The sequence below is a fragment of the Pseudoalteromonas sp. NEC-BIFX-2020_015 genome (assembly GCF_012952265.1).
Taxonomy (GTDB): domain Bacteria; phylum Pseudomonadota; class Gammaproteobacteria; order Enterobacterales; family Alteromonadaceae; genus Pseudoalteromonas; species Pseudoalteromonas neustonica.
Genome location: NZ_JABCJL010000003.1, coordinates 176,806 through 193,372, shown reverse-complemented (window position 1 = coordinate 193,372; position 16,567 = coordinate 176,806). Strand labels below are relative to the sequence as shown.

The window sequence follows — 16,567 nt, the reverse complement described above, 5'->3', positions numbered from 1 at the left end:
CATTTTAATTAATTGTTTAGAGTACTCATCTTGCTAAAAGACAGCGACAGAGTGAGAAATTGTAAATTTGACATAAAAACTCACTAAATAATATTTACTAACTGGTTAGGTATTGGGTAAGGTGTGACAGGCTTTTCATTTTTATGGGACGTATTATGAAGTTATCTCCATCTGTAAGCATAGAACAAACTGATTCAGGCTTAGAATATATCAATGTAGCAAGCGAGTTTTGCAGTGCTAAAATTTTCTTGCAAGGTGCGCAACTCACTGAATTTACACCTAGCGGCAAAAAGCCATTAATTTGGGTGTCGAGTGAGGAAGATTACCAAGAAGGTAAAGGCATTAGAGGTGGCATTCCAATTTGTTGGCCATGGTTTGGCGTAAACCCTAACCCAGAATGGCCGATTCATGGTGTTGCGCGCACTAGTCTTTGGCGTGCAGATGAAGTGGCTGAGCAAGATGATGAAATTAAAGTGAGCTTAACTTTACCAATGGCACAGGTGGATGAAACTTATTGGCCGCATAAATCTAAATTAAAAGTTGAGTTTATCTTAACGTCAAAACTTGAAGTGCGTTTGACGACTACAAATTTGAGCAGCGAAACCATTACCTTTACCCAAGCATTACACACTTATTTCCCCACCCCTTCAATTGTTGATACTAAGGTTGATGGCTTGCAAGGTTCGAAGTATATAGAGTTTGATGAAGGGCCATTTGATCAAAATGAACTAGTTGGTTTTGCTCGTGAAACAGATATGGTTTATACCCAAGCATCAGAAACACAGCGTATTATCACGCCAGATGGCATTATTGAAGTCGGCCGTGAGAACTCAAGCTCTTGTGTATTGTGGAATCCATGGATTGATAAATCAAAGCGCTTATCTAATTTTGCTGACGATGAGTATCACACAATGCTTTGTTTAGAAGCCGCAAATGTAATGAATGACAGCGCGGTTGTTGCGCCCGGTGAAAGTCATACCCTAGCTACGACAATTAGCTGGGTATAGTCTATTTACTCACCTCATTTAAGCCAACTCACTATGTGGGTTGGCTTTTTAAGGATTTAACCACTGTGTTCGAAAACCATCAGCTAGATACTTTACCAAAACACCATATTATTGACTTTAAACCCCTTGCAGACAAAGCATTACTTTATACACAACTTAGTTGTTTGCTTTTTTATGTACCAGTTATGGCTGTATTGGCTGGTGTATGTGTGTTTAATGACGATTTTTCTAATTTTGCACAAACGCCTTTATTGATTGGCTTGCCGATTATTTTACTGATCTCGTTAGCTTACAATGTGATAAGTGTGCGATTGAGGGGCGTGGCAGTACGTACTCATGATATTGCTTATCAAAAAGGGGTTATTTGGCAGCAAGTAACAATTTTACCGCTTTCTCGCATACAGCACACAGAAATTCACAGGGGCCCGTTGGAGCGAAGGCTAGGGCTTGCGAGTTTACGTTTATACAGTGCAGGTGGCATGAGCGCTGATTTAAATATTAGCGGGTTAAGCCATGATGATTGTAAAGATATCCGTCAGTTTATCCAAAAATACACCGAAGACAGGCAAGCGACCGAAAGTGAAGATTTAGTGATTGAAAAAGTTATCGACACTGGTAATGAGCAGTCAAATGGGTAATCTAAAATGGCAGCGAGTATCGCCTTGGGCGCTGGTTTATTTTGTGCTGCACTTTGCTTTTCGTTTTGTAAAAGACGGTATATTTAACCTTTTGCCTATTGGCATTGTATTTGTCACACAGGTACAGGACAAATTGTTTTGGGGTCAAATAGCGGGAGCGGTGGCTGTTGTAGGATTACTCGTTTATTCGTTTGCTTATTATATAAATTTTCGATATTGCATTTCTGATGATCACGAAATCTTACTCAACAAAGGTGTATTTAAAAAAGAGCGCCTGACTCTTAATTTTTTGCGCGTACAAAACGTTAATATCGCTGAACCATTTTATTTTAAACCGCTAGGCTTAGTTAATTGCATTTTTGATGCCGCAGGGAGTACCAGCCAAGAGGCCGTTTTGCCTGGCGTTACCGTTAATTATGCAGAGCAGATGCGTGAGCGTGTACTGGCTTACAAACAAACGCAACAACCAGATGCCACTGCGCCAGAGGCGGATGATTTAGATGCAAGTGAACCACACCAGTGCCTTACATTAAGCAATAAAGAAGTCGCAAAGTTTGGTCTGATGTCGAACATGGCGATTTTAGCGCTGGCAGCGCTTGCGCCTTTTATGAATGTTGTATTTGAGTTTTTAGAAAAAGCAGTCATTAACCGTCTTGAGTCTTTTTATCAACAAGAAGTAGGCATGCTGGTAAATGCAGCTGCACTCGCTGTTTTTTCATTATTCGTATTTATTGTGCTAATCGCAGTATTACTGTCGGTGTTAATGTCGTTGATCCGCTTTTATAATTATGAGCTGTACTTTCATGGTGGAAAATTTAAGCGTATATCTGGGCTATTAGAGCGTCACCAGTTATCAGTGAGTCTTGATAAAGTTCAATCTATGCTTATTAAACAAAACCTTGTCGCACGTTTATTAAAGCGCTATACAGTGCAATGCTTGCAAGCAACCAGCGGTGGGTTTACTGCGGGCGCTAAAAGTAAGCAAAGCTTAGTCATGCCGGTGCTAACACTGGAGCAGGTAAAGCAAGCTTGCCAATGGGTGCACCCTTGGATTAATACCGAGGGATTTGATTTTAAAACGTTGAATTTTAAAGGAGTCGAAAAGGCGTTATTGATTAAAAATCTATTCTTATATGCATTTTTGCCGAGTTTGATCTTTGCTATATTTGGTTACTTTAATGAAGTAATAAACCCCTTTTATAGTGCGCTTAGTTTTACCCTACTCAGCATGTTAGTTTATTTATCTTATAAGCGTTATGGCTACTATTTCTATCAATATAAAGGTCGCTATTACGGTGTATTTCGCAGTGGTATGATCGGTGTTCAATACCGTGTGTTTGAATTATACAAAGCACAAAGTACGTATAGTGTAAGCACTTATTTTATGCGTAAAAGCGGCTTGAAAAGCATGTATATACAACTTGCGGCAGGCACTGTTTCAATGCCATACCTCAAGGCAGATGTAGCAAATGAGATAATTGACTTTACTTTATTTCAAGCTGAATCAGATCAACGCAGTTGGATGTAGTTAAATAAACCCAATTGCAAATAGTTATCAATTGCATTGATCTATTTTTAATTCTCACTATACTTAATGCCACCTTATCTCATTCATTGGAGGTTATGATGGCATTAACGCTTTGTTTAATTGCTTTTTGCTGTGTGCTGGTACTAATGTGTAATGTGCGTTGCGAGAGTAAAAAATCACAATTATGTGCCCGTTGTGGCGTGTTCGTTATTGGAGGCTTGATCACTTTAGCCATGTATAGCGCAGGATTAGGGGTATTACGTACCGTATTTGTGTTTGTTATCTCAATTTTTATCGTCAGTATGCTGGTCAGTTTAGTGCGACCGCTGGAGCTTGATTAGTTGTAAAAGTAGCACACGCTTTCTTACATTTTAATGCTCTCTTTTTATCTTGGTTATGGCCATAATAACGCCAATATAAAGATTCAGGGATCATGATGAAAAAGACCTTACTTGCCGCAGCGCTATTAGTTGCTACTAACGCACAGGCCGCTGTGCAATGGCAAACTATTCATACTAAGCATTTTAATGTTCACTTTAGCCCCGAAAGTGCTGATTGGGCTCGCTCAGCAGCCAATGAACTCGAAATTGTTCGTAGTAAAGTACTCAAACAACAAAACCGCGCGCTTGACGAAACCGTCGATGTGGTGGTGTTTGATCCTCTTAATGCCGCCAATGGTTTTGCATTACCAGTATCTAATAAACCATTGATGGCGCTTTTTACCACCCCCCCGCAGTCAGATACCGTTATTTCAAATAGCAGTGGTTGGCAACAGCTTCTTGTTTTGCATGAATATATTCATTTAGTTCATTTAGCGCAGCCAACGCGAAGTCATTGGCGCCAAGAATTGCGCGATATATGGGATGTATATGATATCGCGCATAGCGAAATACCGCGTTGGGCAGCTGAAGGGTATGCAACTTTGCTTGAATCTAAAATGACCGGGCGCGGGCGGCTCTTTGATAATTATAGCGAAGCGATACTGATTGAGTTTGCACAACAAGGCGCATTGCCAACTTATGGGCAGTTAAATAGCACCGAAGGTGGCTTTATGGCTGGCTCAATGGCGTATTTAATGGGTGTGCGCTATTTGAATTGGCTCGAACTTAATTACTCGCAGCAAACGCTAGATGCAGTATGGACGCGGATGCAAGGTGTTAAAAATCGTGAATTTGATGAGGCTTTTGCAGGCGTTTTTAATGATTCACCGAGTAAGCTTTACCGTCGTTTTGTTGCTGAATATACTTTTCAAGCTATGAGCAAAGAGCAGGGCGAACAGGCGCTTACAAGTAAGCTGTGGCTTGAACTAGATTTATATGCGAGTAACCCTGCATTATCACCAAACAATCAACAGTTAGCTGTGGTTGAACGCGACCGTGATGGTAAAACTCAACTTAAAGTTTATAGCACGCAAGATAACGAAGAGGCATCAAAGAGGTTTAATAAGCAGCAGCAAGCGCTATTAGCTGACGATCCAAACGATATTATAGATACTGCGCCAAGTGTATTTAAGCGTAAGCAAAAGCACATTCTTAACCAGATTAATCATGCGGGTATTCAAAATCCACAATGGTTAAATGATGAGGTAATTTATTTTGGCGCTTTTAGTACTGAGGAGGAGGGCGCTAACAACCGAGTTGCAGATATTTTTAGCTGGAATACGCAAACCGGTGACATTGAGAAACTGACTAACTTGGCAGGTATTAGACGTTTTAGTATTACTGATAATGGCCAAACACTCTATGCAGAGCAAGTGCGTGGTGGCTATTCTGAATTAGTTCGATTTGATGTCCAAACAGGTGTAAGTCACGCATTATTTGAGAAAGATTTAGCAGTTGTTTATGACTATCCAGTCCTTAGTCCAGATCAGCAGCAGTTAGCGTTTATAAAAACCGAGTTTAATCATAATTGGCAGTTGTATATACAAGATTTGCATGGTGCTAAAACGGTCGCGGTGCCCATGCCCGTAGGTTATCAATATCTTTCTCAGCCGAGTTGGAGCAGTGATGGAGCTTCGGTACTTTTTGTTGCTGGCTTAAATGGTGCTACAGATATTTATCGCTACAATTTAGCCGATAAAAGCTTACACAAATTAACTCAAGGGCAGCAGGCTGTTGCTAACCCACTTGCTATGCTAGATGACTCAATGCTGTATTTTTCTATTGGCAGCGATGGCCCCGATGTGATGCAACTAAGAGTCGGTGATAATGCAGAGCTGGTCACTGATTTTGCGCCAAATAGTATAGCCCCGAAGTTGGTTGTTGATGAGCATACTTTGCCTGATGCTAAAGTTTATATGCAGCCGATAGGTGAGCAAACTAATTATGATATTTGGCAACAAAAAGCCACTTTAGCACTGGGGGAGCAATATAACTCAGCGTCAGCATCGTTATTTAGTCTAAGTGTAAAAGGCAGTGACTTACTTAAGCAGTTAGATTGGCAAGCAGGATACAGTATTGATCTACATGACTCTGCACTTAAAGGGGCGTTTGGGCAAGTGCGATACAGTGCCCTCCCCGTTAAAATTAATGCCGAGTTATTTTCGTATGACCTTAATGCCGAAAAACAGTATCAAACAGCCTTAAGTGCGCATTATGTTGCAACTGGGGGTTATCTGTCTGCAAATCTGCCACTACGCTTTGGCGAATTTAAGCTAGCTCCGGAGTTGGCATATAACTACACCGATTATGAGTATGCAGATAAATCCCTTAAAGATAATGCTAGCCAATGGTTACGAGCAGGTGTGAAGCAATCATGGCATTATGATCAGCAAGTATTTGCTATTGGCCAGGAGGTTAATGCCCGATGGTACACAGGCAAAGCACAAGCAAAGAGTTGGCAAGGTTATGATTTAGCTGCGAAGGTGTTTGGACAAGCCTATGATGTACCAATGTACGTTAGTTATCAGCAGCAATATCGTGATGATACACACCTTGTAATAGGTGGCTTTAGTTCCTCGCTGATTTCAGCTAAAACGCACAGTGACATTGTATTTTCACCCGAGCTTCCCTTTTATAGCACTGTAGGTCAACGTTATCAGGGGTATGGCGGCGGTATTAGCTTGGAAGAGGGAATGCCATGGCTTTACTATAAACAGCACCAGGTGGATAGCCAAGTATACGCACAAAGCTATGGATTGAAGTGGCAAGGCCCTTTCAATTTTGGCTTAGGCCCTGCGGGTCTAAGTGATCTTAATTTTGATTTTGGTTTAGTCAGGGTTGAAGGTGACAGCTTTGAAGATGAGCTTAGAGGTTGGTTAGGGTTTTATTATTCTCTTTAATAGTGAAAGAGGCTTTTAAAGGCCTCTTTCAGCTTATCTATTCGTTATTTGTTTAATGGGTGTTGTTGCTTTTGCTGTCGGTTTTTTTGCGATTGTTTTTTACGTTTTCTGCGGCTAAACCATAGGTAAAAGCCAGTACCTGCAAGCCATACAGGGCTTAAACCAATCACGCACCATAGAATTTTACTGATTAACCCTGCAAAGTAGCCAAAGTGTAATTTTCTAAAACTATCAATAACTTTCCAGCCTACGGCTACTTCGCGAATATCCCAGTTAGCCATGTGTTTTCCGGTTAACTTGTTGTAAGTAACAGTATTTGCGTATTCACTGGCTAATGGGTTGTTGCTATCAACTTCACCAAATAAGGTAATATTTTCATCAGGCTCTAATGGCATAACTAAAAAAGTGGTATTAAACGTTGGTATTTGCTTTTTACTATCATCAAGAATAGCTTGAAAATTAATGGCATCGCTGTGCAGGTTTTTGGTCAGTACAAAGTGTTCTTCTTCTGCATGTTCAATCACCTCGTGATACCACACAGCCCAGTTAAAATAACCCCCCGTGATCGCTAAAATTAAAATAATCGGCGAGCCAAGCACACCTGTCATTTTGTGAATGTCACTCAGCACTATTTGTAACGTTGCACGCCAGCGCACTGAGAATAAACGCTGCCAAAATTTACGATAAATAATTAACCCTGTAATACCTAGTACAAGTAAAAACAATGCGAAGAAAAACCCTAAAACAGTGCCCGTTTGCCCTGGCAGTGCTTTTATGTCGTTGAGTAAAAAAGTGTAATGTAGTTCTAAAAACCAATCAGTGAAATAGTGACTAGTGCCTACCGGTTGGGAGAGAATGTCACCTGTATATTGATTTAAATGAAATTTATGCCAAATCCCCGTTCCGCGTTCAACTAAATAAACCCGATCAGCAGTATCATCACTAAATATTTCCCAGCTCCCGATCACGAATCGTGGGAATGCATTTTCGGTAATGGTAATTAAGCTATCGATTGGCTTTCGCTCAGAGGACGACGGCACAACAAAGTGGCTGTCAGGCATGAGCAAACCGTCTATTTCACTTTTAAATACTAATATGCTGCCAGTAATGCTGATCACAATCAGTGGGATCAATGCACAAAGAGCAAACCAACTATGAACTTTAAACAGTGTTTTTCTCATAAACCCAGTAATCACAACAATAAATAATGACGCATGATAACAATTCGCAATGTTATTTCAATTGCTGTTATTGTTTTTTAACATTTACAGCAGTAAATCAGCGGGAGATAACAGGAACTGTAATGGTAACTTGCCAGTTGACGAGTGAGTTTATTTTGTTCAATGGTTGCTTGTTTGAGGAAGATCATTACAATGCCGCGCCTTACATAAAACAAATAAAAACAGTGATTTACAATTTTAATTTGTTTTGTTTAAAGTCTGATAACTTATTAACCAATTAATAACGAGCGAGGTTTATTTTGGCGCATTATCTGCCGATATTATCATCATTTATTCTAGTATTTAGTTTTTTACCGTTACTTAATAAAATACGTAAAAATCGCAGTGTGTCAGGGTTATCGTTATTGATGATGACATTTGGTGTTGCGCAAAGTGTCTACTTTATTACTTTTAATTTGTACTTTGAGCGGTATTACATGGTGTTACCGTTTGTAGTGACTGGTGGTTTAAGCGGCTTGATTTTGTACTATTTTGCCCGTTATAACGCAAAGCGAGAGGAGCGAATTCAATTAGCAGCGATGCTTGGCTTCTCACTTTTACCATTTTTACTCTTACTAAACCCTGAGCTTGAGATTGCAAAAGTGCTGACGTGGTTAACGTTTGTAGGGCTAATTATGAGTTCGGTAAGGGTAATGCCACAAACTTATAAAACACTACGCAGTGGCGATATAAGTAACTTAAGTGCGCGTTACTTTAGCCTGCAATTTTTAGCGGGTGTGTGTGGTTTATTTGCAGAATTGGCGATGGTTGTACCAAGCACTTCGCATATCTTAACATTTGTGATGATACTACTTACTAATGCCGCACAACTGGGCTGTATTCAATACTATAAAATGCGCCCTGCAATAATCTAAAATGTGTTTGAATAGTCAACAATTAATTCCAAACCAGCTGATTGTATGGCAAATTACCCTATCTTAAAATAAAAAGGATAGGGTATGAATTGGAATCAGCTCGGTTATTTGTGTCGATTATATTCACTAGCAAATGATCTTAACACTACCCAGCAAAATCAATTACGTTCAGCGACTCACTTAAAAATCTATAAAGCAGGGCAGCCTGAAAGTCAGCTTGCAAAAAAATTAGCGGCGCAGTTAGTCGACAATCCAAATCCGAGTGAGCAAAAGCAATTATCAGCTTGTTATAGCACATTGCCAAAAATCATCGCATCCCCTTCCTTTGACTATAAAGATAAGCTTAGTTATTTAGCTGCTTTGTTCGTTATTTTTATTGCGATTAGCACTATCTATCAAGTGTTTGTGCTCCCTACTTTTTCAGAGGTGCTTAGTTCTCATAATATCAATGTGGCAGACTCGTTAATGCAATACACTCAGTATTGGTATGTTGGTATTGTCGTGTTAGCAATGCTGTTTGCAGTTGTGTGCTTTACTATTTTTAAACTACGAGAGGCGTGTAATTTAGCCTCACCAGATTTATTTTTGGGAATACGTGGCTTATTTATTCCTAAGCAGATAAAACAACAATACGCTACTTTGATGGCAGTTCTTGGCTTTTTTGAGCGTGGCTCAAAAGACCGTTCAGCTTTACCCGAAATCATGCATTTAGAAAGCTGTCAATTACATGGACTGGCGATAAGTGATGAATTTGCATTTTTAGTAGAGCAAAAGCTGCGGCTATTAAATGACACGATTAAAGTCTATATCAACAAGCTCATTTACCTATTCACCGCTATTTTAGTTTTAATCATTTGCTTGTTTTTACAACAAGCATACAAACCTATTTTTATGATTGGAGAAATAGTATGAGGCATAAAGGATTTACACTCATTGAGTTAATGGTCGTTGTGGCTATTATAGGTATTTTGGCGTCTGTTGCATTGCCGCAATATAGTAAATACTTACAACGCAGTGAATTGGTTGACCCCTTGGCAATGGCGGCTGCAATTCGCGAAGACGTCACTGCTTTTTATTTAGAGCAAGGGCGATTTCCTGCAAATAATGAACAGGCAGGCGTACCCGCGAGTGAATTTTTAATTGGTAATCGCGTTACTGGGATCAGCGTAGATGGCGGCGCCATTCATATTAGCTTAGGTAACAAAGCTTCTGCGACTTTACAAAATACGGTACTTACATTTCGTCCTGCGGTTGTGATGGGGAGCCCAACAAGCCCGATTGCTTGGCTGTGTGGGTTTGATAAACCTGTTACTGGTATGCAAGCGATAGGGGAGAATAAAACCACAGTCCCTAAAGATATTTTGCCCTCTTCGTGTTTAAACATTAAGTTATAAATACCTCATTAATTAGGAAAGCAGATGCAATTAACGATTCATCAAATTGATGCATTCACTAGTGAATTATTCAAAGGTAACTATGCTGCGGTAATCGATGTTGAAGCGTGGCTCAGTGATGAGTTGATGCTAAAAATAGGCGCTGAGAATAATGTGTCTGAAACCGCGTTTACGTGCAAACAAGCCGATGGAAGCTTTGCAATACGTTGGTTTTCACCATTAATGGAAATTGATTTTTGCGGCCATGCCACACTTGCCGCCGCTTTTGTGTTGTGTGAACAGCATGATGTAAAGCAAGTAACGTTTCATGCACCTGCGGTAGGTGAGCTAATTATCAATAAAAATGATGATGCTAGCTTTACTATGACCTTCCCGAAGCAAGCACCGAGTGAGGCTGAGAATATACCTTCAGAGTTGTTTGATGGCTTGTCTATACAACCAATTAAGGTGTTGAAAAACCAGCAGGCTTACTTTGTTATTTATGAAAATGAGGACGATGTCGTTCACCTTAAAACAGACTCTAGTTTGCTCAAAACCTTATATCCGTTAGATGTAGTTGCGACGGCTAAAAGTACAGAATATGATTTTATCTCACGTTATTTTTGGCCTGCAAGTGGTGGCGATGAAGACTTTGTAACTGGCTCAATTCATACGGGTCTTGCGCCTTACTGGGCGCAGCAATTAGGTAAAAAGTCACTCAGCGCGTATCAAGCTTCAAGCCGGGGTGGACATATGCAATGTGATGTAGGTGATCATACAGTGACTTTAACAGGGCGGGCTGTACGCTATATGCAAGGCACCATTTATTTATAACCGCTATTAATAACAGCTATTTGGTGCTGCCTTGTGGAAGTTTAATGGTGATTTGCGCGCCATGTTCGGTATTTGCTAACTGTAGCTGGCCGTTGTGCTTTTGTATTATGTCGTTACATAGTGCGAGTCCAAGCCCGTTGCCGGTTTTTTTAGTGGTGTATAAAGGCTGGATTGCGTGCTCTAGATTAGCAAAGCCTGGGCCGTTGTCGGTCAGTTGCAGTATTTGTATATCGGCTTGGTGAAAGCAACGTAAGGTTATACATGCAGGACTGTGAGTGGCCTCAAATGTATTTTTAAATACATTAATTAACAGTTGCTCAATAAGTAGCTTATCAGCAAAGCATTGCGACTCGCCTGCAAAATTAAGTTGAATATTTTGCTCGGCAGCATTGAGAGTCGCCAAGGCTTTTAAATCAAAGTAGTGTGGCTTTGCTGCAGGCAAGCGGCTTAATTCTGAGTAGGCTTTTATAAACTGCAGCAGTGATTCACTGCGTGATTTTACTCGCGTTAATACTTGTCTTGTTTGTTTTTCATTTAGTGTTTCTGCACTTAGTAGTGTATCTGTCATAGATGCCATGGGGGTCAGCGAGTTATTTAACTCATGCGATAAAATACGAATTAAATCAGCTTGGGATTGACGTTTTGCATCTTGCAGTTGATTACCAATATAACTGGCGGTAATAAGTGTTTGTTTTGCATCATTGAGCGCAATACGTTGCACTTGCCAATTTTGATTTAATTTAGCATGACTACATTGTTTATCTTTAACTGTAAAACCGCATTCAGCCATACTCATACCCCGTAGTAGCGGCGTTTTAAGTTGCTGATACATCGGATGATTGAAGAAAATAAGCTGCTCTTGCTCGTTAAATAAGGCTACTGGGTGGGGCCAGTGTTGAAATAGCCCGCCGATCAAATGCGTTGATTGTGGTGCAGGCTTGTTAAATAGCGTTTCAATTTGTGCACCGAGAGCCGTCCATGGTGAGCTTGGATCTTTGTAACCTAAGCTAAGGTTACTTTGCCCTTGCTGTTTTGCATCAATGTAGGCTTGTAGCTGAGCAACAGGCGAAAAATAAGCGTTAAATAGCCTGTAGATACACATAATAAGCAGGTAACTAAGGCAAATAGCCAAAGTGGTAGTTAGCAGTACGTCTTGGCTGAATTGGTAAATCCAGCCTGTACTTGGCACAATAATAGCGCAAAAAATACCAGTGAACGTGCTAATTACCTTGGCTTTATGGCTCACTTTAAAGTTACTCATCAAACCCCTCTAGTTGGTATTTTTCCATCCGTCGGTACAGCGCATTACGTGAAATACCTAAACTTTTTGCCGCCGCAGTTATTTGTTGGTTATGCTGTTGTAGTACGTCAGTGATTCTTTGTTTTTCAAGCTCTTCAAGTGTGAGTTGTGGAATTAATTGGCTTTTACTTGTTTGGCTATCCAGCATTATATGGGCTAATTCGATGACACTCTGCGTGCAAATCAACATAGCGCGTTCTATTACATGGCTTAGCTCACGAATATTACCGGGCCAGCTATGGTTGCATAGCAGCTCTTCAACGCTTAGGGATAATGTGCAAGGCGACTTGTTATATTTACCAGCAAACTGATTAATAAAATGTGCGGCGAGTGGCAATATATCGTCTTTTCGTTCACGCAGAGCTGGGAGCGTGATCACAAAGGTGTTTAAGCGATAATATAAATCTTGGCGGAATTGCCCGTTTTTAATCGCGCTGGCTAAGTCTTGATTGGTTGCTGCAATTAGGCGTACGTTAACCTGCTCACTGTTGTTTGCGCCCAGTGGTGTGAATTCACCGGTTTCGAGTACTTGCAATAATTTAGGCTGTAAATGAAACGGTAAAGTGCCTATTTCATCCATAAATAAGGTGCCATTTTTGGCGCGGCTAAACGCACCAGTGCGGTCTTGCTTAGCGTCGGTAAACGCGCCTTTATGATGACCGAATAGCTCACTTTCAAATAAAGACTCTGCAACAGCACCCATATTTAGGCTCACAAAGGGGGCTTCACTGCGTGCGCTTAATTGGTGTATACGCTTGGCTAGTTGTGATTTACCCGTGCCGTTTTCTCCTAAAATTAATAAGTTAGCATCGGTAGGTGCAAGCTGTGTTATTAGGGTATTGAGCGATTGCATCGCGCTGGAGTATGCTATCCAATCACTTTGTGTCGGCTGCGTAGTAATAGGCTTAATGTGATTAGCTATTTGGCTGAGTAATTTTTCTTTTCGCCATGGTTTTTCAATAAAATCTTTAGCGCCAGTTTGTAACCCGGTTACTGCAAGTTCAATATTTGCCCATGCAGTCATTAGCATAACGGGAATATCCAATGGCGTGATTTGCTCTAGTAGTGCAAGACCTTCCTTTCCTGAAGTTGTATCACGGGTGAAGTTCATGTCCAGTAACACCAGCGCAGGCGTTAACCGACAGAGCAATTGCATGCATTGGCTTGGTCCATCAGCTTCAACCACACGATAGCCTGCCTGCTCTAAAAGTAGTGATAGGGCAAAGCGAATGTCATCGTCGTCATCAACAACTAAAATAGTGTGTGGGGTCATTGTGGTTGTAATGGCAGCGTATGCTGCCATCTCCTTAAAAGTTTATTGCTCTCTAAGCGCACGCATAGGGTCAGCATTAATAATACGCCATACTACCAAAACAATGGCAATAAAGACGATAGCAATCAATAAACTAGTGAATATTGTTAGTGCTTGCCAAGAAAATGCTGGCAACATAGGAATTGCTTTTTGTAGCGCTAAATAAAGACCGCAGGCGAGGGTAATAGCAATAGCTAGCGCACTCAGTAGTAAGCCATTAAAGCTTTTTAATGTTCGCTTCATTAGGTTAATACGGCTTGCGCCGGTTGCCATGCGTATTGCAAGTTCAAAGCGTTTTAATTCTGTAAAGCTCATCGCCATACCATTACTACCTACGGCTGCAAGTAGCAAAGTTAATAGAGATAACGCACTGATAAAATAAAACTGTACGCGCTGCGGCATTGTTTGTTCTGCCCAGCGCTCATCAAGTGTGCGTGCATCTACTTCAATCACTTGTGGGTGAGCATATTGAATCGCTTGCATAATGGCATGTTTGTCAAAGCTCTGCCCTGGTGGTAGCTGCATAGCAATATTGATCCCAAAATTAGCATTATCGTGCGAATAACTGTAAAGCATAGTCGGATAGCCCTGATCTTTTGCCATCATGGTGTAATTGTTTGCGATTACTCCAATAACTTGACGATTAGAAACTTTTTTACCTATTACCGATTCAATCGTGCCATCTGTGGACAATTGTTTGGCAAAGGTTTCGTTGATCAATGCCACAGGCTCTAAATTTTGATACTGCGTTTGAGTCATATTCTGCCCTGCTAGCAAATTGAGCTTATAGGTCTGTAAATAATCAGGCGCAATATTAATCGTCATATAGGTAAAGCGCTCTTGTGTTTGCTCATCCTCAGTCATATTTATGACGGTATTAAAACTAAAGGGTTCGCCTTGGCTTTGTAGTGGGGTGATATTTGGCTGCACTTGGAGGATTGCTTGCTCAAGTTGATTTTTTATTTCGAGCGCCCCCTGATAGCGTTGCTTAGTTTTTTGCTCTGCGGCCTCAGGATCTTGTGCGACTTGCGCTACTTTTTCCTCAATTTCAGCACTGTCTAAAATCGGATCATCGTTACTTTGTAGACGTACATTGGCTATTAGTGTATTTCCTGGCTCAAAACCTAAGTGAATATTTAGCTTATCGTAGGCGGTATTTGCCAGCATAGCGGTGCCCGTTAAAATAACCGCAGCGGAGCTTAACTGTGCAATAAATAACACGTGACTAAGACGGGTCACTTTACCTGCATTGACACCCTTATTACCGTTATTAAGGTTGCTAATTAGTTGTGTTTGATCAAACTGACGGGTTGATAAAAATGCAAAAAATAAATTTATCGTCAGTACAATTGCAACCGCAACAGCAATAGTTATTGCATCAATTTGCACTAGTTCAAGCATCGCGATATTACCACCACTGATGATAGGTAATAGCCTAATCAGCCAAGCTGCACCTAACAAACCTAATACTGCAGCGAGTAAAAAGGTGCTCAGGTTTTCTAAAAAGCTCATTACTAATAATTTGTTGCGTGATGCGCCCATACATAACTGTGTGGCAAATTCTTGTTCGCGTTGTTGGTAATGGGCAATAAATAGGTTTAGTAGGTTGAGGCTTGCCATTACGAGTAAGATGACCACAGTTGCTAATAAAAACAACAGCATGGTTTGCTGATCTTCCATCAGGTTATCGCGATATAAGGTTGCCGTGCTTTCTGGGGCCATGCTCTCAAACATTTGTTTCATAGGGCCAAGTTGTTCACCTTGGTCAAGATAATACTGCTGCCAAAAACTCTCCATGTCATCGGCCGTAAATACACGTTCGGTTTGGCGAAATAGGGGCTGCAGGCTGCCATCTATCGTCATTTGTGTAGGCATTGCTGCTTTTTCGGCTAAATCATAATAACGCCAAACTTGTTGAGTATATTTTTCATCGTTATCGGAATTAAACGATGAAAAGTCACTGATCACTCCGCGAATTTGCACCGATGTGGCGTCTATTTGTAATGTTTGACCTATTGCATTTACGTTTTTTTGAAATGCGCTTTGCCATAAACTCTCAGAGATCCACACAGAGTTTTGAGTATTTACTTTGTTTGGTTGTTCACCTAGTAGCAGGGTTCCTCCGACCATAGTCATAAAGTTATTACTGGCATCAAAACGTGACACTGGGTAATTCGTTTCATGCACTTTTACCGCACTTTCGTCAGCTTGGTATGCAGCAAACTGGCCGTATCCTTTGTATTGCTCAGCTAATAGTGCCAAGCGCTTAGCGGTAAACATAGAAACACGCATGTCTTGTGAAACCGCCATGGTACGGTTAATGACATACAGGCTGTTTTCGTCTTTTATATCAGGTAAAGGTTTAAAAATAAGATGGCTACTCATGGCGACAACAGCAAGCACCGCTGCCAACGTTAAACTTAACGTAAGTAGAATTGGCAGTGACAAGCGTGGCAATGTAAATAGCCGTAAAACACCGTGACGTAATGCGCGTAGATAAAAACTCATGCAACGGCCTCCTGATGTTCAACCAATACTTTACCATCAAATAAACGGATTTGACGCTGTGCCATTTGACTGTAACGTTCATCATGCGTCACCATAACAACGGTGGCACCTTGCTTGTTTAAATCAAGTAACAGTTGCATTACAGCATCGCCGTTTTGGCTATCTAAGTTACCGGTTGGTTCATCTACTAGCAGTAAGTCAGGGTTGCCTACTAATGCGCGAGCGATTGCAACGCGCTGCTGCTGTCCGCCAGATAACTGGTTTGGTTTATGATCTAAGCGTGCACTCATGTTTACCGCAGCTAGCTGTTTCTCCACTGCGGTTTTTATTTCTTTGCTAGATGTGCCGCGGTGCTCCAATGGCAATGCCACGTTTTCAAATACAGTGAGGCTATCAATTAAATTGAATGACTGAAATACATAGCCAATATGCTTGTTACGTACGCTAGAGCGTTGATCAACTTTAAGGCTATGTGTATCAATATTGGCTAATTGATAATGGCCATCAGTTGGCGTATCTAGCAGGCCTAATATACTGAGCAAGGTTGACTTTCCACAACCTGAAGCCCCTGAGATAGCGATGAATTCACCTTTATTGATAGTTAAAGATACATCTTGTAGGGCATGTGTTTTTACTTGGCCTTTACTGTACACTTTATTGATATTGTTAATTGTTACGAGTGCTGTCATGAG

14 protein-coding genes are annotated in these 16,567 nt (G+C 40.8%); 9 read left to right on the top strand and 5 right to left on the bottom strand.

Translation table 11 applies throughout. The features are described from left to right. The first annotated feature begins 155 nt into the window (after window positions 1–155). The 5 genes from HH219_RS03800 to HH219_RS03780 all read left to right on the top strand — a co-directional run bounded on the left by HH219_RS03800 (window position 156) and on the right by HH219_RS03780 (window position 6,453). Window positions 156–1,007, top strand: coding sequence for a D-hexose-6-phosphate mutarotase (locus tag HH219_RS03800; RefSeq protein WP_054205844.1), 852 nt, complete (start codon window positions 156–158; stop codon window positions 1,005–1,007). A gap of 65 nt (window positions 1,008–1,072) precedes the next feature. Then, the gene (locus HH219_RS03795; RefSeq protein WP_169326667.1) at window positions 1,073–1,645 is read left to right on the top strand and encodes a PH domain-containing protein; all 573 of its coding nucleotides are present in this window, start codon (window positions 1,073–1,075) and stop codon (window positions 1,643–1,645) included. Beyond that, entirely contained in the window at window positions 1,626–3,173 is a 1,548-nt protein-coding gene (locus HH219_RS03790; protein WP_054454321.1) for a PH domain-containing protein, read from the top strand. The genes HH219_RS03795 and HH219_RS03790 overlap by 20 nt, the downstream gene beginning before the upstream one ends. Window positions 3,174–3,268: 95 nt before the next feature. Continuing rightward, a complete protein-coding gene (locus HH219_RS03785; protein ID WP_157601505.1) occupies window positions 3,269–3,514 on the top strand; it encodes a hypothetical protein in 246 nt (81 codons plus the stop codon). 95 nt (window positions 3,515–3,609) lie between these two features. Next, entirely contained in the window at window positions 3,610–6,453 is a 2,844-nt protein-coding gene (locus tag HH219_RS03780; RefSeq protein ID WP_169326711.1) for a hypothetical protein, read from the top strand. Between the two features lie 44 nt (window positions 6,454–6,497). Here the strand turns inward: HH219_RS03780 and HH219_RS03775 are convergent, their stop codons facing one another. Beyond that, on the bottom strand, window positions 6,498–7,634 hold the full coding sequence (locus HH219_RS03775; RefSeq protein WP_169326666.1) for a PepSY-associated TM helix domain-containing protein: 1,137 nt from the start codon (window positions 7,632–7,634) through the stop codon (window positions 6,498–6,500). A 299-nt stretch (window positions 7,635–7,933) separates the two neighbouring features. On the opposite strand from HH219_RS03775, the gene HH219_RS03770 reads away from it, so the two are divergent. The 4 genes from HH219_RS03770 to HH219_RS03755 all read left to right on the top strand — a co-directional run bounded on the left by HH219_RS03770 (window position 7,934) and on the right by HH219_RS03755 (window position 10,755). Then, a complete protein-coding gene (locus HH219_RS03770; protein WP_054205850.1) occupies window positions 7,934–8,548 on the top strand; it encodes a PQ-loop domain-containing transporter in 615 nt (204 codons plus the stop codon). A gap of 84 nt (window positions 8,549–8,632) precedes the next feature. Further along, window positions 8,633–9,460, top strand: a complete 828-nt coding sequence (locus HH219_RS03765) for a hypothetical protein (protein WP_169326665.1) — start codon at window positions 8,633–8,635, stop codon at window positions 9,458–9,460. Next, entirely contained in the window at window positions 9,457–9,942 is a 486-nt protein-coding gene (locus HH219_RS03760) for a pilin (protein ID WP_169326664.1), read from the top strand. The genes HH219_RS03765 and HH219_RS03760 overlap by 4 nt, the downstream gene beginning before the upstream one ends. Before the next feature lie 24 nt (window positions 9,943–9,966). Continuing rightward, entirely contained in the window at window positions 9,967–10,755 is a 789-nt protein-coding gene (locus HH219_RS03755) for a PhzF family phenazine biosynthesis protein (RefSeq protein ID WP_169326663.1), read from the top strand. A 16-nt stretch (window positions 10,756–10,771) separates the two neighbouring features. Here the strand turns inward: HH219_RS03755 and HH219_RS03750 are convergent, their stop codons facing one another. Genes HH219_RS03750 through HH219_RS03735 form a run of 4 tightly spaced genes read right to left on the bottom strand, consistent with a single transcriptional unit; the run spans window position 10,772 to window position 16,564 of the window. Further along, complete coding sequence (locus HH219_RS03750; RefSeq protein WP_169326662.1) at window positions 10,772–12,016, bottom strand: HAMP domain-containing sensor histidine kinase; 1,245 nt, start codon at window positions 12,014–12,016, stop codon at window positions 10,772–10,774. Next, window positions 12,009–13,358 (bottom strand): sigma-54 dependent transcriptional regulator, encoded by a 1,350-nt coding sequence (locus tag HH219_RS03745; RefSeq protein WP_249118439.1) that lies wholly within the window; start codon window positions 13,356–13,358, stop codon window positions 12,009–12,011. The genes HH219_RS03750 and HH219_RS03745 overlap by 8 nt, the downstream gene beginning before the upstream one ends. A 12-nt stretch (window positions 13,359–13,370) precedes the next feature. Further along, on the bottom strand, window positions 13,371–15,875 hold the full coding sequence (locus HH219_RS03740) for an ABC transporter permease (RefSeq protein ID WP_169326661.1): 2,505 nt from the start codon (window positions 15,873–15,875) through the stop codon (window positions 13,371–13,373). After that, window positions 15,872–16,564: an ABC transporter ATP-binding protein gene (locus HH219_RS03735; protein WP_054205856.1), complete on the bottom strand. Its 693-nt coding sequence runs from the start codon at window positions 16,562–16,564 to the stop codon at window positions 15,872–15,874. The genes HH219_RS03740 and HH219_RS03735 overlap by 4 nt, the downstream gene beginning before the upstream one ends. Window positions 16,565–16,567: the final 3 nt, after the last annotated feature.

Coding starts and splice junctions, on each gene's coding strand:
- HH219_RS03800 (WP_054205844.1), top strand. CDS start 156: ATGAAGTTATCTCCATCTGTAAGCATAGAACAAACTGATTCAGGCTTA.
- HH219_RS03790 (WP_054454321.1), top strand. CDS start 1,626: ATGAGCAGTCAAATGGGTAATCTAAAATGGCAGCGAGTATCGCCTTGG.
- HH219_RS03785 (WP_157601505.1), top strand. CDS start 3,269: ATGATGGCATTAACGCTTTGTTTAATTGCTTTTTGCTGTGTGCTGGTA.
- HH219_RS03780 (WP_169326711.1), top strand. CDS start 3,610: ATGAAAAAGACCTTACTTGCCGCAGCGCTATTAGTTGCTACTAACGCA.
- HH219_RS03775 (WP_169326666.1), bottom strand. CDS start 7,634: ATGAGAAAAACACTGTTTAAAGTTCATAGTTGGTTTGCTCTTTGTGCA.
- HH219_RS03765 (WP_169326665.1), top strand. CDS start 8,633: ATGAATTGGAATCAGCTCGGTTATTTGTGTCGATTATATTCACTAGCA.
- HH219_RS03760 (WP_169326664.1), top strand. CDS start 9,457: ATGAGGCATAAAGGATTTACACTCATTGAGTTAATGGTCGTTGTGGCT.
- HH219_RS03755 (WP_169326663.1), top strand. CDS start 9,967: ATGCAATTAACGATTCATCAAATTGATGCATTCACTAGTGAATTATTC.
- HH219_RS03750 (WP_169326662.1), bottom strand. CDS start 12,016: ATGAGTAACTTTAAAGTGAGCCATAAAGCCAAGGTAATTAGCACGTTC.
- HH219_RS03745 (WP_249118439.1), bottom strand. CDS start 13,358: ATGGCAGCATACGCTGCCATTACAACCACAATGACCCCACACACTATT.
- HH219_RS03740 (WP_169326661.1), bottom strand. CDS start 15,875: ATGAGTTTTTATCTACGCGCATTACGTCACGGTGTTTTACGGCTATTT.
- HH219_RS03735 (WP_054205856.1), bottom strand. CDS start 16,564: ATGACAGCACTCGTAACAATTAACAATATCAATAAAGTGTACAGTAAA.